This window comes from Tamlana carrageenivorans (genome assembly GCF_002893765.1).
In the GTDB taxonomy this organism is placed as follows: domain Bacteria; phylum Bacteroidota; class Bacteroidia; order Flavobacteriales; family Flavobacteriaceae; genus Pseudotamlana; species Pseudotamlana carrageenivorans.
On sequence record NZ_CP025938.1, the window covers coordinates 748,539 to 766,693 of the forward strand.

The window sequence follows — 18,155 nt, forward strand, 5'->3', positions numbered from 1 at the left end:
TTAAATCCCGATAGGTACGCCTATTGGGATTTTGTTTTTTTGTAGGATTTTTTATATTTATATTTACAGGGAAATTATAACATAATGCCTTTTAATTTGAATTGTAAATAGAACTGAAAAGGTATTTGTAATATAAACTGTGCGAAATATTGAATGTAATGAATAAAAAAGTAATAATAATTTTTCTAATCTACTTTATACAGTCTATTGCAACTTCTTGTTGTTCTTGTGATTGCGACCCAATAAAAACATTTGAAAGAACGTACAATGATTTAGAGCTAATGGCTTGGGATACTTCTGGATTTCAAAATACAGAAGTATTAAATACTGCTTATAAAAATGCTTTCGGATTAACAATTTCTGTTCTATTTGAATTAAATCAAATTTCATATTCAAAACCAATATGGAATATAAGTTCTTTTGGATTTACATCGGCATACGCAATGAGTGATTGTGATTGTCCTATGGATGAGTATATCAATTTAGACCCTATGGCTTCAATAAAAATAAATGTAGTAAATTTAGAAACCCAAGAGATTACTGATGTTACAGATAATTTTTCAACTTATAATTATCATGGAGAACAATTGACCATAAGTGAATTATTTGAAATTCGGGAAGATTGGCATGATGGATTTCAAGTGGACATGTCAGAATATGACAATATTCCAGATAGATCTTTATTTATGGTTATAATCTCACTGGAATCAGGGGCTGAAATAGTAAAACAAACTCAAGAAATAACCTTTGAATAAAATACTTTGCACAGCTCTGACTGTAAATTAAACCAACCTAAAAAAATGACCCCAAAACAAGTCGAAAGGATTCAAAATAAAATCAAGAAGATTAAAAAGGAGCTGGCTGCTGATAAAAAACATTGGGGTGGCTATTATCATGACGGTCGAGGTCTTAGATATTTACCGCCTGCGTTATATTTAAAAATAAACGATTATACAGGCGCTTTACGCTATTTTAATTGGTTTAATAAAAACTTCCCCGAAGACTCTTGCTATCCAATTTTTATGTTTGAGTGGACCATGACGCTTTTCAAAAGAAAAAAATTAAAGATGCAATAGCGTCCTAAACGATTAAAAAAGAGAAAGGAAATTTTGTTCCGCAAAGTTACCTTTGTGGTGCACCACAAAAAAACCTTTCTCAGATGATAAATATAACGCTGTTTTCTCAAATAATCACAAAATTAGAAAAGTCAAGGTTCAATAAATTAGTCAGGTTTCATAACACAGATAAACATCAAAAAGGATTTGACAGTTGGTCTCACTTAGTATCGATGTTGTTTTGTCAATTTGCGAACAGTCAATCTGTTAGAGATATCAGCAACGGATTGCGTTCAGCAACAGGAAACCTGAATCATTTAGGCATGTTAGCAGCGCCTTCAAAATCTACTATAAGCTACCAAAATAAACATCGAAGCTGGGAGCTTTTCAGAGACTACTATTATGTATTATTAGAGAGTTTAGGACAGCAAGCAGGAATGAAGCGTACTAATTTCAAAATAAAGTCCAAAATATTTTTATTAGATGCAACCGTGATAAGTCTTTGTTTAAGTTTGTTTGATTGGGCAAAATACAAGACTAAAAAAGGAGCTGTAAAAATGCACACCTTGCTTGATTATGATGGTCATTTACCAGCTTATGTAAATATTACAGATGGCAAAACAGCGGATAATAAAGGGGCTTACGACATCCCGCTTTTAAAAGGAAGTGTTATTGTTGCTGATCGGTTTTACAACGATTTTGATTTACTAAAGATTTGGGACAGCAACGGAGTCAATTTTGTAGTCAGACATAAAGACAATATTCAATTTAAATCAGTCAAAGAGTTAGAATTGCCAGAAAACAGGCATCAACACGTTCTAAAAGATGAAATCATTGAATTAACAGGCGCTAAGACAAAAGAGAAATATCCCAAAAGACTTCGCAGGGTTGCCTTGTGGGATGATAAAAATGGACAAACTATTGAGGTTATTACCAATCAGAAGTCTTGGACAGCAAACACTATTACGGAGCTTTATAAGGCTAGATGGGAAGTGGAAATATTTTTTAGAGACATCAAACAGCAATTACACATCAAGTCTTTCATTGGAACTAGTCAAAATGCGGTTATGATACAGATCTGGACGGCATTAATTACCATTCTCATTTTAAAAGCGCTAAAAACACAAGCAAAGCATCCTTGGTATTTATCTAATTTAGTAGCCTTTATTAGATTAAATCTTTTTGTGAAAGTAAATTTACATAAATGGCTAGATAATCCGTTTGCAAAAGAACAACCACCACCCAATAAGCACATACAAGGGGTTCTTTTTTGAAAATTCAAAAATATAAACTATTAAACTAGTAAAATGGTTGGATTTATCCTATCTAAAATTTATTTAGGACAGGATTGTTAAAGATGCTGAAAAAAAGGCTTTAGAAACCTTTTGCTGCAATAGATTTATAATTGATGAATTTTTAGGCAATGAATTCCTTCATTTAGATCATTCTGAAAACGCCAATTGGCAATATTCAAGCATCGCAGAAAACCTAGAATATTCTAAAGATCAAGAAGAACTCCAAGATTTTAGCATATGGTTGAAAGACTTTACAACCACCAAAACATTTAATGATTTCACTAATAAATTCATCGAAATTGAAACAGCTTTAAAAAATGAAGATTCGGAAGCGAAAAAATCAAAACTTATAGATGAACAATTTCAAATGCTTGAGAATTTGAAATCCTAAGTATTTTCCATAAACGCATGGATTTAAAAAACAAAATCATACCATAAAAACTATGCTGAGCTTCTAATTAGGACTATAATTCTTCAGGATAGAAAATGAAAAAGTACATCCTTGGCCCATTTCAGAGGACACACTTATTTCTCCACCTAGATTATCTATAATATTCTTTACGGTAGCCAGACCAATACCAGTACCTATATTGCCATATTTATCTTCGGAACCCGCAATACTAAAAAGATTAAAGATTTTAGCAATGAACTTATCAGGAATCCCATCTCCATTATCTGCTACCGCGAACAAATATGCTGTTTCCGTTTCCGAAATAGCAATGCTAATTTCCGTTTTTGGCTTTTTATTATACTTTATCGAATTCGTTACTAAATTCACCAAAACCTGCATTAAGGCTGATTTATTCGTTTTAATTTCGGTGGAATTTCCTTCTAAAAGAAAAGACACCGTATGATCCAGATTAGTGATCTGTTTCAATTCTGTTAGAATATCATCAACCAAAATAACTTCATTTCGTTTACTAAGTAAGTCATCACTATTGTAAAACTTTAATAAACCATCGATGTAATTTTTTAAGGTATATGAAGAAGATTTTAAGAATTCCAGATATTGCTGAGATTCTTCATCTAGAACGTTCTTTTTATTACTTTCTAACAACTCGGTTAAAGAAATAATATTGGATAATGGCGATTTAAGATCGTGAGACACCACCCTAGCAAACTTTTTTAAGTTGTCATTCCTTTTCTTTAAATTTTCCTGAAGCTGCATCAGTTTTATGTTTTGAAACCGCTGCTCGAATAAATGAGCAACTTGCTTGGCCATGACTTTTAAAGCGTTTTTTTGATTATCTGTTAATTGTCTGGGTTTGGTATCGTAAACACAAAGGGTTCCTAATTTATACCCATCGGTATTAATAACCGGAACACCTGCATAGAAAATCGCTTGAAAATCTGTTACTAAAGGATTATCATGAAAACGAATATCCTCCCTTGAATCTTCAATGATGGTTATCACATCGTCAGAATTAATAGCATGCCCACAAAATGACATATTTCTAGGCGATTCATTAAAAGGCACTCCGTGATGCGATTTCAAAAAATTACGATCTCTATCTAATAAAGACACTAAAGAGATAGGAACCTCGCATATATAAGCCATTAAAGCCGTAATGTTATCGTAACTTTCCTCTGGCAAAGTATCTAATAGCCGATATTTATTAACTGCTAACTGCCTTTCGTATTCATTTTTAGGTAATTCAGGACTTATCATTAGCGACAAAAATTTCTAATCAAAATAACTTATATCTTTATAATATCCTAAAATAACATGACGCCATTTACAACAATAAATTACAGAAGTCTTCTAAACACAAAAATTATGTTTAGCTGTATATTAAATCGGTTTTGAAATGAGCAACCAAATACCGATAAACTTTAACATCTAAAACCGACATTTACCATATCATTAAGAATAATTCCCTTTAACTTTAAAAACTAAAAATTATAATTTTATTTATTGTTGTCCGATAAAAAACAGAATTAGCTAAAAAAGCTTTGGTGTTGGCCTTTTTTATTGATCGCACTCTTTATTTTGAAAACAGAACCTCCTTATGGGTCAAAAAGGCTTAATTGCCCAATGTTTTTGGTTGTAATCTCTTCCCAATTAGCTTCTGGGTTTTTCAGGAATTTGAACAAATCGATATATGTCATCAAATGGTATCGTATGACGGACATCATATTGGAATAAGCCCAGTTTCTTTGGGCTTTTCTTTGGATCACAAGCATAATGAGCTGGATTATCAAACTGACCCAGATTTGTATTTCGATGGCATTTTGATTGTCTCCCAAAAAATACTTTAGCGGAAAGTTCTGTTTAAGCCGCTTGAACATCGTCTCAATCTGCCACCTATTTTTATAGATGTCGGCTATTTTGTCTGCATCAAGATCATAATTATTAGTGATGAACTCATAAACTTTTTGGTGCTTTTCGTGCCAAAAAGCGATTCTCCTCAGGGAAAAAGCGTTGCCGTTTTTGTCCGTAAGCCCTATTTTTTCGTCCTTTAGGACAGCATCGTCCACTTTATTGGAGATATCAAACTCTTCAAGGCTTGTATAGCGAGCATTGTCCTTTTGCCGAGTCACAAAGTAAACATCTTCCAGTGTCCATTTTTGGTATTGCTCATAATCCACATACCCTTTGTCAAAAACCACATAAGAGCCCTTCTTGAGTTCCAGGTCTTTTAAAAAGGTGTGGTCGTGCGTGGCCGCGCTTGAAAACTTAATCAGACAAGGAACGTCTTCCATGGCGTTTATCATAGTATGCATCTTGATACCTCCTTTCTTTTTGCCGTTGAGCGGGTTCCTTCCTACACCTTTAAGAATGTCGCTAAATAGGGGGATGGTCGAGGAATCAACGATTTTAAGGTTCTTCACTGCAGGTTCTAAGGGTCTGCTGTCCGATAAAAAGCGATGGTAACGTTTGTAGAGTAAATGATAAATATCGGCAAATACTTCAGAGCTTCTTCTCCTGTTAGCATCTGACAAGGTACTGCGTTTTGGAAAGTCCGTGAGTCCTAGATGGTTGATCTTTCCCTCGCAGGCAAGCATAATACTGGAAACCTCACGAAGTGAGCTACAGCCACTGATCACGGTAAATACCATAGTGGCCAAATGCTCATAGGTGGTAAACTTTTTGGTATAGCGATCGCTGTTGTGCTTTTTGGCTGTCCGATGAACATCTTTGGGCAAAATGAAATTTAATACCTGTTTGATTATGGGTTGTCCGCTAAAGTTTTTACTTTTATTCATATCTTGGATGTGTGATAACTTCAAGATACAAAATAAGCGGGAAATCCTATCTTGGAAATCCCGCTTTTTAAATCTTTTATCGGACACTAATGAATTTTATTATGAAAAACTCAACCTTTATTGCAAGCCTTGCCTTGGTATGCTTATTATTTTTATCGACTAACGTTAATGCTCAAAAATTCGCAAAATTGGACAAGAGTCCGATGGACGCAGCAGCCTATCCTGCCAGTTACAAAGAACCTAACAAACTTATAAAAGTGATATATAGCCGTCCGCAGCTAAAAGATCGTGCATTAAGTAAATTAGCACCCAACGATAAGGTTTGGAGAACAGGCGCCAACGAAGCACCAACAATTACACTTTATAAAGACATGAAAATTGCTGGTAAAGCGGTGAAAGCAGGTGAATATTCTTTGTTTACCATTCCTGGGGACAAATCATGGACCATCATATTAAGCAAAGATGTAAATGTGTGGGGCGCTTACGCATATAATGAAGCCAACGATGTGGTGCGTGTTAAAGCCGATGTTACTACTGCAAATGATGCTCTTGAAGCCTTCTCTATTGTTTTTGATGATAATGCTGTCATGCATTTAGGCTGGGACAAGGTGCGCGTAGCAGTGCCTTTTACAGAATAAGTACTATAAGGCCTTAGGCTGTATGCTTTACACATAAGGCATATAGCCTAAACCTATTTATCTTTAGCCTCTTCAGACATGTAGTACAGTCTTTTTAAACTCTTTTTTAGCAGTCTAAATCTAAAAACACCAATAACAAAAAAGATGACACTAAATACTACAGACACTAAGGCGAGATATTTAAAGTTTGGAAAATCTTTTAATTGAAAAAAGGCAAAACTACCAATAAGCAAATATAAAGACGACCTTATGTAGGATAGTAAGGTACGTTCATTCGCCAAACGTGTGCGTTCAATTGCTAAATAATCTCGTAGAATAACTTTTTCATCGGGTGTAAAATCGCGACCAAAACGTAAAAGTTTCATGGTTTATCTTTTTAAGGAATATTCAAATATTTATGGGTTTGCAGCGATACTTTCCACTTTGGGTTGGCCATCACATAATCCACAATTTCGGGCACGACCTTATCGCGCTTACTCCATTCGGGTTGCAAGTACAAGATACAATTTTTATTCACTTTTGCCGCTTGTTCTTCCGCGAAGCGAAAATCATCTTTATTATAAACAATCACTTTTAGCTCGTTAGCATTATCGTAAACCTCTTGCGTTGGCAGTTTCATTTTTTTTGGCGACAAACAAATCCAATCCCAAACACCGGTTAATTTATAAGCCCCAGAAGTTTCAATATGAACCTGCAATCCTTTAGCTTTTAACTGCGTGGTTAAAGGGGTCATATCCCAAGTTAATGGCTCGCCACCAGTAACCACAATGGTATCACTATATTTTGCTGCGTTTTCAACAATTTTAGCGGTTTCGGTTGGAGGGTGTAGATCTGCATTCCAGCTTTCCTTAACATCACACCAATGGCAACCTACGTCGCAACCACCAACACGAATAAAATAAGCTGCCGTTCCCTTATGGAAACCTTCTCCTTGAATGGTATAAAACTCTTCCATTAAAGGTAGCATTTCACCTTTATCTACCTGTGATTTAATCTCTTCTTTCATAAGCTGCAAAGATACATATTACTTATTTCAAATTCTTGCTTTTAGATTTCAAATTAACGAAGCTCAAAAAACTGCTTTTTACAGCATTAGAAACTAATTTTTTCATTCTTTTTATTTCGTGTATTTTTATACAAAAACTATACCCATGAGCAGCAAAGACTCTTTTTTTAAATACATAACCGAGAGCAATACTACAAAAGGTGATTTTATCCCGATAGGTGCAGCCATGCTTGATGGTGAAACGCTAACCAATGCTTTTGTAAAAATCCCGTTAAAAACCATGAACCGTCACGGATTAATTGCTGGAGCAACAGGTACCGGTAAAACAAAATCACTTCAGGTTTTAGCTGAAAATTTAAGCGATAAAGGCATTCCTATTTTACTCATGGATATTAAAGGGGATTTAAGCGGATTGGCACAACCAAGTACTGGGCACCCTAAAATAACCGAGCGTCATGAAAAAATTGGCCTTCCTTTTGAACCCAAAGGTTTTCCGGTTGAACTGCTAACCCTTTCGGAACAAGACGGCGTGCGATTACGAGCAACTGTTAGCGAATTCGGCCCCGTACTTTTATCACGAATTTTAGACCTAACCGAAACCCAATCTGGTATTGTTTCGGTTATTTTCCAGTATTGTGACAACCACAAACTCCCACTTTTAGACTTAAAAGATTTTAAGAAAATTTTACAATATGCTACCCAAGAAGGTAAAGCCGAATTTAATGAAGCTTACGGCAGAATTTCAACGTCTTCAACAGGAGCCATTCTTAGAAAAATTGTAGAATTAGAACAACAAGGTGCCGATTTATTTTTTGGAGAAACCTCGTTCGATACCCAAGACTTACTTCGCATTGATGAAAATGGCCGTGGCTACATCAACATCATTCGTTTAACAGACATCCAAGACCGTCCGAAACTATTTTCAACCTTTATGCTTAGTCTTTTAGCTGAAATTTATTCTACTTTTCCTGAGCAAGGTGATAGCGACCGCCCTGAGCTCATTATATTTATTGATGAAGCGCATTTAATTTTTGATGAAGCCTCGAAAGCTTTATTGAATCAAATTGAAAGCATGGTAAAGCTTATTCGTAGTAAGGGCGTGGGCTTGTATTTTGTAACCCAAAATCCGACTGATGTCCCTGAAGAGGTTTTAAGTCAGTTAGGTTTAAAAATACAGCACGCCTTAAGGGCTTTTACCGCTAAAGACCGCAAAGCCATAAAGCTAACGGCACAAAATTATCCAGACTCCGATTATTACGATACCGAAGCATTACTAACTTCCCTAGGTATTGGCGAAGCCTTAGTTTCTGCTTTAGACGAAAAAGGGCGTCCTACCCCATTGGCGGCAACACTTATGCGGGCTCCAATGAGCAGGATGGATGTGTTATCTGCGGAAGAAATAAATACTTTAAATGCCCATTCCAAGTTGGTAAAAAAATATAACGAAACCATCGATCGAGAGAGTGCTTATGAACTTCTAAACGATAAAATTGAGCAAGCCGAAGCTAAAGAACTCAAGGAAAAAGCAAAAAAAGAGCAAGAAGCGCTAGAAAAAGCAGCATCGAAAAAACGCTCTAGAACCACACGAACCCGAAGCTCTGCCATGAACCCCATTGTGAAAGTCCTTACCAGCGCCACATTTATTAGAAGTGTTTTTGGAATTTTAACTAAAGTCATGAAAAAATAAACCGATATTTGGCAATTATAAACAACAAACCTTAATTAAACCCAATGCGTAAATTACTATTAGGCGGATTCGCCTTAACTTTATTATTATCAAGCTGTAACAAGACACAAAATCCTTTTGAAATCTCTAAACAACATATAGGCTTGCTTACAGATTCTACTCAAGTTAAAGATTTAGATATCGTTTTCCCCAACGATTCGATTGTTAAATTTATTGCTGGCGATGAGTTTTTGGGCAATATCGACAACATTGAAATCTTCGAAAAGGGCGGAAATAAACTCCTTAAGTTAACCCCTAAGTTTGCTTTGGATTCTACCTCTGTAATTTCAAGTGTTCAGGTTATAGACCCTCGTTATAAAACGGACAAAAACATATCGTCTATAAGTACTTTTAAAGATATTCACAGCCAATATAAAATTTCAAAAATTAGCAACTTAATTAATTCTGTTGTAGTTGCTGTTAATGAAATCAATGCCAGTTTTACTATTGACAAAGCTGAATTACCTTCAAATTTAAGATTTGATATGAATTTAAAATTTGAACCAACTCATATTCCCGATAACGCAAAAGTAAAATACTTTTTCTTAAACTGGGACAACTAAAACACTGTAAATGAACCCTTTTCTTTCTAAACTTATAGTAGACATTGCTCGAAAAAAACTAAAAAAATCGAACGATGACAAACCAATTTCTAAAAGGGATATTGTTCCTTTAGTAAGGGTACTTCAAGTTGAATTTACGCATGCCGTTAGGGAATACATCCTAATTATTATTGGCGTATTTTCAGCAGGGTTTGGATTAAAAGGTTTTTTACTTCCTAACAAATTTATCGATGGAGGGGCTACAGGGATTTCATTATTACTAGAACATGTTACATCTTTACAATTAGGCATTTTACTTGTTTTAGTCAATTTACCTTTTATCATCCTTGCAGCTCGTACCATAGGTATGAAATTTGCCATTAAAAGTATTGTCGCCATTGCCATGTTGGCCTTTGTTGTGCACTTTATAGAATACCCTACCGTTACCGACGACAAGCTTTTAATAGCCGTTTTTGGAGGTTTCTTTCTAGGCTTAGGGATAGGAATGTCTATGAGAGGCGGTAGTGTAATTGATGGCACCGAAGTTTTAGCCATTTTCCTAGGGCGCAAATTATCGCTTACCATTGGAGATGTATTACTATTAATAAACATTGTTATTTTCTCGGTTGGCGCCTATTTACTATCTATCGAAACAGCGCTTTATGCAATTTTAACTTATTTAGCAGCAGCCAAAACAGTAGATTTTGTGGTTGATGGGGTTGAAGAATATGTTGGAGTAACTATAATTTCCAATAAACACGAAGATTTACGAATAATGCTTACCCAAAAACTTCAGCGCGCTTGCACCATTTATGCTGGAAAAGGTGGCTTTGGAAGTTCGGGCGAAAGTTACGACAAAGACATTATCTATACCGTTGTAACCCGTTTAGAATTGGCAAGACTTCAAACTGAAATTGATAAAATTGATAGAAACGCCTTCATAATTATGGGTATTGTTAAAGATTTAAAAGGTGGTATGATAAAGAAAAAACCCATGAAAGACCACTAAAAACGTCATAGATTACTAAAAAGATGTCTCGAAAAAAATACACCCTCCAGAACACGCCTTTTGTTGTTCCAACAACCGATGGCAAAATCATTAAAGAACATTTTGGAAAAACTTCCGATGGAAATTCAGATATAAGTATCGCTCATATGGTTGCCCCTGCTGGCTGGAGTGAACCTTTTCAAACCCCAGAATTTGAAGAATTCACCTTTATCATCAAAGGCAGAAAACAATTTATTATTGAAGATGAAACTGTCATCTTAGAAGCCGGACAATCCATTAAAATTGAAAAAGACACCAGAGTGCAATACTCAAATCCATTTAAAGAAGCTTGTGAGTACATCGCGATTTGCACACCAGCATTTTCAATGGATTTAGTGCACCGAGAAGATTAATACATGAGTAAAATTATACCTCAAATTTTAGGAAAAACCATTAATAGTTTAGGTTTAATCCTACCAAAATTAGCAGCTAAATATGCTGTAAAATTATTTTCAACACCACAAAAAGGAAAAATTACCGAAGATCAAACTGCTTTTTTAAACACGGCCATTAAGGACAGTGTTACTTACAACGACATTACCATTCAAACCTACCTTTGGGGCGGATCAAAAGACACCATACTACTTGTACATGGCTGGGAAAGCAATACCTTTCGTTGGAAAGATTTAATTGAATTACTACAACAAGAAGACTACAACATTGTTGCCATTGATGCCCCTGCGCATGGAAACTCTAGTAACAAAATATTTAATGCCCCCCTGTATTCTGAATGTATTCATGAAGTGGTTAAAACCTACAAACCAAAAATCATTATTGGCCATTCTATAGGCGCTACTGCCAGTATTATAGCTCAGGAAAACCATGATTTACCGTCGGTTGAGAAAAATGTTTTATTAGGAGCTCCATCAAACTTAGCCATTTCAGTTAAAAATTATGCTAATTTTATGGGCTTAAACAACAGGGTTAGAAAAGCTATAGACGCTTACTATTTAAAACACTTTAATCATCTGCCAAGTCATTATTGTGCCGAAAACTTTTACAAAAACAACCACACAGCAGGAATTATTATTCACGACAAGCAAGATAAAATCATTTCTTACAGAGAAGCTTTAGACATTAAAAAACATTATAAAAATGCTGAATTAATAAAAACCCGAGGATTAGGACACCGTCTTAAATCGGATGCCGTTTACCAGCATATTTTAGAATTTTTAAAGGCTTAAATTATTGTATTTTTGTACCATGGAAGAATCTCAATTAAAGCGCATCAACAAATTTTTAAGTGAAGTTGGTTATTGCTCGCGTCGTGAAGCCGATAAACTCATTGAAGCTGGCCGTGTAACCATTAATGGTGTCGTCCCAGAAAAAGGCACAAAAATAGCACCTAATGATGTGGTGGCTGTTGACGATAAGGAGATTAAAAACACCAAGGAGCGTTTTGTTTACTTAGCTTTTAACAAACCCGTAGGGATCGTTTGTACGACCGACACTTCAGTTGAAAAAGATAACATTATTGACTTTATAAACTACGGCAAACGTATTTTTCCTATTGGAAGATTAGACAAACCCAGTGAAGGCTTAATTCTCCTAACGGATGATGGCGATATCGTCAACAAAATTCTTCGAGCCAGCAATAATCACGAGAAAGAATATGTGGTAACAGTCGACAAACCCATATCTCAAACTTTTGTAGAACGTATGGCAGGTGGTATTCATCTTGCCGATTTAAATAAAACCACCAAAAAGTGTTATGTTGAAAAACTAAGCACTTATAAATTCAAGATTATTTTAACCCAAGGTTTAAACCGCCAAATTCGTCGTATGTGCGACTACTTGAATTATGAGGTACAAACCTTAAAACGTGTTAGAATTATGAATATTAAATTAGACATGCCTATTGGTGAATATCGTGAACTCACACAAACCGAATTTTCCGAGCTTAACCAATTGATTAGCAACTCTACTAAAGAGTATGTAAAACACAAAAAACCAAACTCCAGAAAATAAGGACATCGTACCAACAACTAAACATATGCTTCATACCAATTAAAGTGTGTGCGTCTAATTTCATCTTTATTATCGTGAATATGCGAAATAAAGCTTTTTGCTATAGTGGATATGTTTTTCGATTTCAACCAAATTAAATTCCATTCGGTTGTCATTGGTAATTTTTTAACGGGAATGATTTGCAAATCGTTATTTTTCAGCTCATTTTTAATACCGATTAAAGGCATAATGGAATAGCCTAACCCCGCTATAATAGCCTGTTTTAAGGCTTCGTTCGACTTTAACTCCATTTTTTTATAAGTCGAAATTTTATTAGAAGCTAAAAAATATTCCATTTGTTTTCGTGTTGCAGAGCCTTGTTCTCTAAAAATAAGAGGCAATTGTTCAATTTCTTTATTAGAAATATATGTTCCTTTAGACTTGTATGGTTTACCTCCAACCAAGTACAGTTTATTATCCATAAGTTGAATACGGTTTATTTTTAAGTGTTTAGGGATGGTTGAAACCAAGGCAAAATCAACTTCATTATTCTCTAATGACCGTACAACTTCGGCCTTATTAGTAACATCTATAGAAAGATCTACGCCTTTATGCGTATTAATAAAGTCTGCTAAAAAGTAGGGCATCACATATTTGGCTGTAGAAACAATCGCTATTTTAAGTTTTCCTGCCAATTCCCCTTGAAATGATAAAGCCTTATAGTTAATGGCATGAACTTCATTCAATATTTTTTCGGCTGCTAATTTAATTTCTTCCCCAAATTCGGTGATATAAATTTTCCTTCCTACCACTTCAAATAATGGTATTTGAAATTGATCTTGAAAATTTTTTAACTGAATAGAAACGGCAGGTTGCGTTAAAAACAATTCTTCTGAAGCTTTTGTAACACTTTGAAGCTCACATATCTTATAAAAAACCTCTAGTTGATGCAATGTATATTTCATAAATAAATTTTATATATATGATAATAAATATATATAAAAATATATAAATAATTCATCTAATATTTGCACAAATAATTTAAACAATTAAATAATGAGCGATTTTATAATGAGAAAAAAAAGCAAAACAATCTCTAATTCCAAGTGGATTTCTTTAGGACGGCATGCTAAAAAAATACCAAATACTGCACTTAAACTTTTGGGATTTTTCATTTCGTTTTTAGGGCTAATATATTTATCGCTAAGCCACAACAACCTATTAATTTTTGAAATATTAACCATGGGGATCATTTTAACATTCATATTCAGTATTCACATAAAATCAATCTAAAACCTAAATACACATTACAATAAATGGATTTACATTTACTATTCGACAATTTAACCAACCCCGCTTTACTCTTTTTCTTTTTAGGCATTATCGCTGTTCAATTAAAAAGCGATTTGAGTATTCCAGAAAATTCATCAAAATTCATTTCTCTATATTTACTTCTTGCCATTGGTTTTAAGGGCGGACAAGAACTGGCACATAGCGATTTTTCCATGGAAATATTATGGTCGTTACTTTTTGGGATCTCCCTAGCGATTATTGTTCCTTTTTACACTTATTTTATTCTAAGAAGAAAATTTAGCACACAAAATTCGGGTGCTATTGCAGCCGCTTACGGATCGGTAAGCGCGGTAACATTTGTAACCACCATCTCCTTTCTTGAGCTTGAACAATTAAGTTTTAGCGGACATATGGTTGCCGTTATGGCCCTTATGGAAGCACCCTCTATCATGATAGGATTATTTCTTATGACCATTTTTAAAAAACAAAAACAAAACGAAGACACCATACCCATGAAAAAAGTAATCCATCACGCTCTTACAAATGGCAGTGTCCTTATTATTATAGGTAGTCTCGTAATTGGCTTTATGGCGAGCGAAGAACAAGCGCAAGGCATTAAGCCATTTACCACAGATATTTTCGAGGGGTTTCTAGCCGTGTTTTTACTAGATATGGGAATTACCAGCGGAAAAAAATTATCCGATTTCATTAAAAAAGGATGGTTCGCATTAAATTTTGCAATTGTCATACCTGTTATTAATGGCTGCTTGGTTGCACTTATAAGCAGTGCCATTACAGAAAATATTGGCAACCGATTACTCTTTGCTATTCTTGCAGCAAGTGCATCATACATTGCTGTTCCTGCTGCTATGAAAATTGCAGCTCCAAAGGCTAACCCTAGTTTATATATCCCAATGGCATTAGCTATTACATTTCCATTTAATATCACACTAGGCATGCCTCTATATTTATATATCATAAATATAACTTAACAATACTCGAAAAAACATAAGCAAAATATTATAATTATTTTTTCAATTATCACAACATAAAATTATTTTAGATCATGAATACAACAGCAGAACAAAAAACAACCCAAAAAATTAATTTAATTAATGGTGAATACACGGCATCTGAAGCTTTGGATATCGTTAATTCGGTTTTAAAAGTTAAAATTAATTTTCATAAACTAAACCGTTTATCAATTACCGAAGGGAATAATAAAGACGAATGTGTTTATGATAACGGAAGAATTAATGAGCTTATGGATGCACAAAAAACAACCAAAGAATTTTTATCTCAAGCCCAATCAAGCGGTAAAAAAATAAAAATGCATGGCGTTATACATATTGAAATAGAAGAGTAAACCTGATTTATAAAAAAAGAGGCTGTCCACTACATTTGCTAACAGCAAACATAAGAGACAGCCTCTTTAAATATCTTATCATGTACACTAACTGCGTATATCGCGGGCTAGTAAAGTATTTTTAAGCAACATAGCAATAGTCATTGGACCAACACCACCAGGCACAGGCGTGATATAACTTGCTTTCGGGCTCACACTTTCAAAATCAACATCACCAGCCAATCTATACCCTCTTTCTTTAGTTTCATCCGGGACACGCGTGATTCCCACATCAATAATTACAACACCGTCTTTCACCATGTCTCCTTTTAAGAATTCTGAAATTCCAATAGCAGCAATAATAATATCGGCTTGTTTCGTAATTTCGGCAAGATCTTTCGTACGACTATGAACCACAGTTACCGTAGCATCACCGGCCTTACGTTTCTGACTCATTAAAATACTCATCGGGCGACCAACAATATGGCTACGTCCCATTACCACCACGTTTTTTCCTGAAGTTTCAACCTCATAACGTTCTAGAAGTTCTAAAATCCCGTAAGGTGTTGCAGGCAAAAAACTTGGTAAATCTAAAGCCATTTTCCCAACGTTTGTAGGATGGAATCCATCTACATCTTTATCAGCATCAACGGCCATTAAAACTTTCTGCTCATCGATGTGTTTTGGCAAAGGCAACTGCACAATAAAACCATCGATATCTGGATTCGTATTTAACTCCTGAATTTTCTCTAATAAAACAGCTTCAGTTGTTTCCTCTGGCAAATCAATTAATGTCGAGTTAAAACCAATTTTCTCACAAGCTTTAACCTTAGCATTAACATAGGTCATACTTGCGCCGTCGGTTCCTACCAATATCGCTGCTAAATGTGGCACTTTTTCACCCTTAGCTTTAATTTGTTTAACCTCAGCGGCGATTTCTTCCTTAATATCGTTACTAACTTTTTTTCCGTCTAAAATGATCATCTTATATAAGTTTTCAGTCGCAGTTTTCAGTCGCAGGGCTTACTCTTGCTTTTTTATTGTTCTACTTTTACTCCGAATTTTTCTGGATTATTAATCATATAATTGATCAATTTTCCTATTTCTTTTCCTTGTTCCGAAAATTTAGAATAATTTTCAGATGATATATATTGACAGGCTAATGCGAATTCTAGCCATGTATTAGTTTCAGAGTTTTCAGCATCAGCATCTGTTAACTTGCTTATAAAATGCTTTGGATACACTCTTTTCCTATAAGCTTCAGAAATATTAGCAGATACAGAACGTGAACTTCTCCTTATTTGATCTGTTAACGAATATGTTTCTTCTTTAGGAAACGATTTTGATATTTCAAAAATAGACATTGCTAGCTCAAATGATTTTTGATAAGCTAATAGTTTTTTGAAATCCATTAAAGTCTAATTTTTGGAACTGATAACTGAAACTGTTAACTGAGACTCACTTATCTCATATTCTTCATCATCTGCATCATCTTTTTGCCGCCACCACCTTGCATCATCTTCATCATTTTGCTCATTTGGTTGAATTGCTTTAAAAGTTGATTCACTTCTTGAACCGAAGTTCCAGACCCTTTACCAATACGCTTCTTTCTACTGGCATTGATAATACTTGGGTTGGTACGTTCCTTCGGAGTCATGGAATGGATAATGGCTTCAATACCTTTAAAGGCATCGTCATCAATATCAATATCTTTCATCATTTTACCAGCACCAGGAATCATACCCATAAGGTCCTTCATGTTCCCCATTTTCTTAATCTGCTGAATCTGACTTAAGAAATCATCAAAACCGAATTGATTTTTAGCAATTTTCTTTTGAAGTTTTCTTGCTTCTACTTCATCAAACTGTTCTTGAGCACGTTCTACTAAGGATACCACATCCCCCATACCAAGAATACGATCGGCCATACGTGATGGATAAAACACATCGATAGCTTCCATTTTTTCACCAGTACCAATAAACTTAATAGGTTTATTAACTACAGATTTAATAGAAATTGCGGCACCACCACGAGTATCACCATCTAATTTAGTAAGGATAACCCCATCAAAATTCAAGACATCGTTAAAGGCTTTCGCGGTATTAACGGCATCTTGCCCTGTCATAGAATCCACTACAAACAAAGTTTCTTGTGGTTGAATGGCTTTATGAATGTTCGATATTTCGGTCATCATCGCTTCATCAACAGCTAAACGACCGGCGGTATCTATAATAACAACATTATGTCCGTTGGCCTTAGCATGCGCGATCGCAGCTTGTGAAATCGCAACAGGATCGTTATTGCCTTTATCACTAAAAACCTCAACACCAATTTGCTCACCTACAACATGCAATTGGTCGATCGCAGCTGGACGATACACATCACAAGCTACTAATAATGGCTTTTTAGTCTTTTTATTTTTAAGATAATTAGCAAGCTTTCCAGAGAAGGTTGTTTTACCAGACCCCTGTAAACCAGACATTAAAATCACACTTGGTGTTCCAGAAAGGTTAATCCCTGCAGCATCTCCACCCATAAGTTGGGTAAGCTCATCTTTTACAATTTTAACCATTAACTGCCCTGGTTGTAGGGTTGTTAATACGTCTTGCCCAAGCGCTTTCTCTTTAACCGTATTTGTAAATTGCTTGGCAATTTTAAAATTAACATCGGCATCTAATAAGGCGCGTCTAACTTCTTTTAAAGTTTCGGCTACGTTAACTTCGGTTATACTACCATGTCCTTTAAGAACGTGTAAGGCTTTATCTAATTTATCACTTAAATTATTAAACATATGACTCTCGAAATTTTAAGAACTGCAAATTTAGTAATTTGATGTGTAATTATGGAAGCTTGAAGTCCTAAAGTGTATAAAAAGACGTATTTAGAAAAACCAAGGTGCTTTTGATTTATTTTAAAAGAAAAATCCTACTTATTTAGTACTAGAACATATCATTAACCAATCGAACCACTTCAATAACCTATGAAAAAACACGTTTACATAGACAACACGCCAAAAAATCAGTTTATCGACATTAATTTGTAAATAAAAAACT

21 protein-coding genes are annotated in these 18,155 nt (G+C 34.8%); 13 read left to right on the forward strand and 8 right to left on the reverse strand.

What is annotated here, in order from left to right; translation table 11 throughout:
- The first annotated feature begins 158 nt into the window (after positions 1-158).
- The 4 genes from C1A40_RS03500 (at position 159) to C1A40_RS18100 (ending at position 2,741) form a co-directional block, all read left to right on the forward strand.
- Positions 159-755, forward strand: a complete 597-nt coding sequence (locus tag C1A40_RS03500) for a hypothetical protein (RefSeq protein WP_102994697.1) — start codon at positions 159-161, stop codon at positions 753-755.
- Positions 756-800: 45 nt separating this feature from the next.
- On the forward strand, positions 801-1,076 hold the full coding sequence (locus tag C1A40_RS03505) for a hypothetical protein (RefSeq protein WP_241910479.1): 276 nt from the start codon (positions 801-803) through the stop codon (positions 1,074-1,076).
- A gap of 83 nt (positions 1,077-1,159) precedes the next feature.
- Positions 1,160-2,329 carry an IS4 family transposase gene (locus C1A40_RS03510; protein WP_102994235.1) on the forward strand — a complete coding sequence of 390 codons (1,170 nt, stop codon included), beginning with the start codon at positions 1,160-1,162 and terminating at the stop codon, positions 2,327-2,329.
- A 262-nt stretch (positions 2,330-2,591) separates the two neighbouring features.
- Positions 2,592-2,741, forward strand: a complete 150-nt coding sequence (locus C1A40_RS18100; protein WP_158651262.1) for a hypothetical protein — start codon at positions 2,592-2,594, stop codon at positions 2,739-2,741.
- A 63-nt stretch (positions 2,742-2,804) separates the two neighbouring features.
- Here C1A40_RS18100 and C1A40_RS03515 read toward each other — a convergent pair whose 3' ends face one another.
- Together C1A40_RS03515 and C1A40_RS03520 are read right to left on the reverse strand one after the other, a co-directional pair.
- A complete protein-coding gene (locus C1A40_RS03515; protein ID WP_102994698.1) occupies positions 2,805-4,019 on the reverse strand; it encodes a sensor histidine kinase in 1,215 nt (404 codons plus the stop codon).
- A 338-nt stretch (positions 4,020-4,357) separates the two neighbouring features.
- Positions 4,358-5,557, reverse strand: a complete 1,200-nt coding sequence (locus C1A40_RS03520; RefSeq protein ID WP_102994338.1) for an IS4 family transposase — start codon at positions 5,555-5,557, stop codon at positions 4,358-4,360.
- Positions 5,558-5,658: 101 nt separating this feature from the next.
- On the opposite strand from C1A40_RS03520, the gene C1A40_RS03525 reads away from it, so the two are divergent.
- Positions 5,659-6,195 (forward strand): DUF2911 domain-containing protein, encoded by a 537-nt coding sequence (locus C1A40_RS03525; RefSeq protein ID WP_102997124.1) that lies wholly within the window; start codon positions 5,659-5,661, stop codon positions 6,193-6,195.
- A gap of 53 nt (positions 6,196-6,248) precedes the next feature.
- On the opposite strand, the gene C1A40_RS03530 is transcribed toward C1A40_RS03525, so the two are convergent.
- Positions 6,249-6,560, reverse strand: coding sequence for a DUF202 domain-containing protein (locus tag C1A40_RS03530; RefSeq protein ID WP_102994699.1), 312 nt, complete (start codon positions 6,558-6,560; stop codon positions 6,249-6,251).
- Between the two features lie 11 nt (positions 6,561-6,571).
- Positions 6,572-7,201: a 7-carboxy-7-deazaguanine synthase QueE gene (locus tag C1A40_RS03535; RefSeq protein ID WP_102994700.1), complete on the reverse strand. Its 630-nt coding sequence runs from the start codon at positions 7,199-7,201 to the stop codon at positions 6,572-6,574.
- Positions 7,202-7,346: 145 nt separating this feature from the next.
- Between C1A40_RS03535 and C1A40_RS03540 the strand changes: the two genes are divergently transcribed.
- The 6 genes from C1A40_RS03540 to C1A40_RS03565 are packed head-to-tail and all read left to right on the forward strand — an operon-like array spanning position 7,347 to position 12,485.
- Positions 7,347-8,888 carry a helicase HerA-like domain-containing protein gene (locus C1A40_RS03540; RefSeq protein ID WP_102994701.1) on the forward strand — a complete coding sequence of 514 codons (1,542 nt, stop codon included), beginning with the start codon at positions 7,347-7,349 and terminating at the stop codon, positions 8,886-8,888.
- Positions 8,889-8,932: 44 nt separating this feature from the next.
- A complete protein-coding gene (locus C1A40_RS03545) occupies positions 8,933-9,490 on the forward strand; it encodes a hypothetical protein (RefSeq protein ID WP_102994702.1) in 558 nt (185 codons plus the stop codon).
- A gap of 10 nt (positions 9,491-9,500) precedes the next feature.
- On the forward strand, positions 9,501-10,478 hold the full coding sequence (locus C1A40_RS03550) for a YitT family protein (protein WP_102994703.1): 978 nt from the start codon (positions 9,501-9,503) through the stop codon (positions 10,476-10,478).
- Positions 10,479-10,501: 23 nt separating this feature from the next.
- Positions 10,502-10,870, forward strand: a complete 369-nt coding sequence (locus C1A40_RS03555) for a cupin domain-containing protein (protein ID WP_102994704.1) — start codon at positions 10,502-10,504, stop codon at positions 10,868-10,870.
- A gap of 3 nt (positions 10,871-10,873) precedes the next feature.
- On the forward strand, positions 10,874-11,701 hold the full coding sequence (locus C1A40_RS03560; RefSeq protein WP_102994705.1) for an alpha/beta fold hydrolase: 828 nt from the start codon (positions 10,874-10,876) through the stop codon (positions 11,699-11,701).
- A 19-nt stretch (positions 11,702-11,720) separates the two neighbouring features.
- Positions 11,721-12,485, forward strand: a complete 765-nt coding sequence (locus C1A40_RS03565) for a pseudouridine synthase (protein ID WP_102994706.1) — start codon at positions 11,721-11,723, stop codon at positions 12,483-12,485.
- A 17-nt stretch (positions 12,486-12,502) separates the two neighbouring features.
- Here the strand turns inward: C1A40_RS03565 and C1A40_RS03570 are convergent, their stop codons facing one another.
- Positions 12,503-13,429, reverse strand: a complete 927-nt coding sequence (locus tag C1A40_RS03570; RefSeq protein WP_102994707.1) for a LysR family transcriptional regulator — start codon at positions 13,427-13,429, stop codon at positions 12,503-12,505.
- 351 nt (positions 13,430-13,780) lie between these two features.
- On the opposite strand from C1A40_RS03570, the gene C1A40_RS03580 reads away from it, so the two are divergent.
- Together C1A40_RS03580 and C1A40_RS03585 are read left to right on the forward strand one after the other, a co-directional pair.
- Complete coding sequence (locus tag C1A40_RS03580) at positions 13,781-14,749, forward strand: sodium-dependent bicarbonate transport family permease (protein WP_102994709.1); 969 nt, start codon at positions 13,781-13,783, stop codon at positions 14,747-14,749.
- 74 nt (positions 14,750-14,823) lie between these two features.
- Entirely contained in the window at positions 14,824-15,123 is a 300-nt protein-coding gene (locus tag C1A40_RS03585; RefSeq protein WP_102994710.1) for a hypothetical protein, read from the forward strand.
- Positions 15,124-15,210: 87 nt separating this feature from the next.
- On the opposite strand, the gene C1A40_RS03590 is transcribed toward C1A40_RS03585, so the two are convergent.
- Genes C1A40_RS03590 through ffh form a run of 3 tightly spaced genes read right to left on the reverse strand, consistent with a single transcriptional unit; the run spans position 15,211 to position 17,893 of the window.
- Positions 15,211-16,086, reverse strand: a complete 876-nt coding sequence (locus tag C1A40_RS03590; RefSeq protein ID WP_102994711.1) for a bifunctional 5,10-methylenetetrahydrofolate dehydrogenase/5,10-methenyltetrahydrofolate cyclohydrolase — start codon at positions 16,084-16,086, stop codon at positions 15,211-15,213.
- Between the two features lie 53 nt (positions 16,087-16,139).
- The gene (locus C1A40_RS03595; protein WP_067147439.1) at positions 16,140-16,514 is read right to left on the reverse strand and encodes a four helix bundle protein; all 375 of its coding nucleotides are present in this window, start codon (positions 16,512-16,514) and stop codon (positions 16,140-16,142) included.
- Positions 16,515-16,564: 50 nt separating this feature from the next.
- Positions 16,565-17,893 carry a signal recognition particle protein gene (ffh, locus tag C1A40_RS03600; RefSeq protein ID WP_102994712.1) on the reverse strand — a complete coding sequence of 443 codons (1,329 nt, stop codon included), beginning with the start codon at positions 17,891-17,893 and terminating at the stop codon, positions 16,565-16,567.
- Between the last annotated feature and the right edge of the window lie 262 nt (positions 17,894-18,155).

Coding starts and splice junctions, on each gene's coding strand:
- C1A40_RS03500 (WP_102994697.1), top strand. CDS start 159: ATGAATAAAAAAGTAATAATAATTTTTCTAATCTACTTTATACAGTCT.
- C1A40_RS03505 (WP_241910479.1), top strand. CDS start 801: ATGACCCCAAAACAAGTCGAAAGGATTCAAAATAAAATCAAGAAGATT.
- C1A40_RS03510 (WP_102994235.1), top strand. CDS start 1,160: ATGATAAATATAACGCTGTTTTCTCAAATAATCACAAAATTAGAAAAG.
- C1A40_RS03515 (WP_102994698.1), bottom strand. CDS start 4,019: ATGATAAGTCCTGAATTACCTAAAAATGAATACGAAAGGCAGTTAGCA.
- C1A40_RS03520 (WP_102994338.1), bottom strand. CDS start 5,557: ATGAATAAAAGTAAAAACTTTAGCGGACAACCCATAATCAAACAGGTA.
- C1A40_RS03525 (WP_102997124.1), top strand. CDS start 5,659: ATGAAAAACTCAACCTTTATTGCAAGCCTTGCCTTGGTATGCTTATTA.
- C1A40_RS03530 (WP_102994699.1), bottom strand. CDS start 6,560: ATGAAACTTTTACGTTTTGGTCGCGATTTTACACCCGATGAAAAAGTT.
- C1A40_RS03535 (WP_102994700.1), bottom strand. CDS start 7,201: ATGAAAGAAGAGATTAAATCACAGGTAGATAAAGGTGAAATGCTACCT.
- C1A40_RS03540 (WP_102994701.1), top strand. CDS start 7,347: ATGAGCAGCAAAGACTCTTTTTTTAAATACATAACCGAGAGCAATACT.
- C1A40_RS03545 (WP_102994702.1), top strand. CDS start 8,933: ATGCGTAAATTACTATTAGGCGGATTCGCCTTAACTTTATTATTATCA.
- C1A40_RS03550 (WP_102994703.1), top strand. CDS start 9,501: ATGAACCCTTTTCTTTCTAAACTTATAGTAGACATTGCTCGAAAAAAA.
- C1A40_RS03555 (WP_102994704.1), top strand. CDS start 10,502: ATGTCTCGAAAAAAATACACCCTCCAGAACACGCCTTTTGTTGTTCCA.
- C1A40_RS03560 (WP_102994705.1), top strand. CDS start 10,874: ATGAGTAAAATTATACCTCAAATTTTAGGAAAAACCATTAATAGTTTA.
- C1A40_RS03565 (WP_102994706.1), top strand. CDS start 11,721: ATGGAAGAATCTCAATTAAAGCGCATCAACAAATTTTTAAGTGAAGTT.
- C1A40_RS03570 (WP_102994707.1), bottom strand. CDS start 13,429: ATGAAATATACATTGCATCAACTAGAGGTTTTTTATAAGATATGTGAG.
- C1A40_RS03580 (WP_102994709.1), top strand. CDS start 13,781: ATGGATTTACATTTACTATTCGACAATTTAACCAACCCCGCTTTACTC.
- C1A40_RS03585 (WP_102994710.1), top strand. CDS start 14,824: ATGAATACAACAGCAGAACAAAAAACAACCCAAAAAATTAATTTAATT.
- C1A40_RS03590 (WP_102994711.1), bottom strand. CDS start 16,086: ATGATCATTTTAGACGGAAAAAAAGTTAGTAACGATATTAAGGAAGAA.
- C1A40_RS03595 (WP_067147439.1), bottom strand. CDS start 16,514: ATGGATTTCAAAAAACTATTAGCTTATCAAAAATCATTTGAGCTAGCA.
- ffh (WP_102994712.1), bottom strand. CDS start 17,893: ATGTTTAATAATTTAAGTGATAAATTAGATAAAGCCTTACACGTTCTT.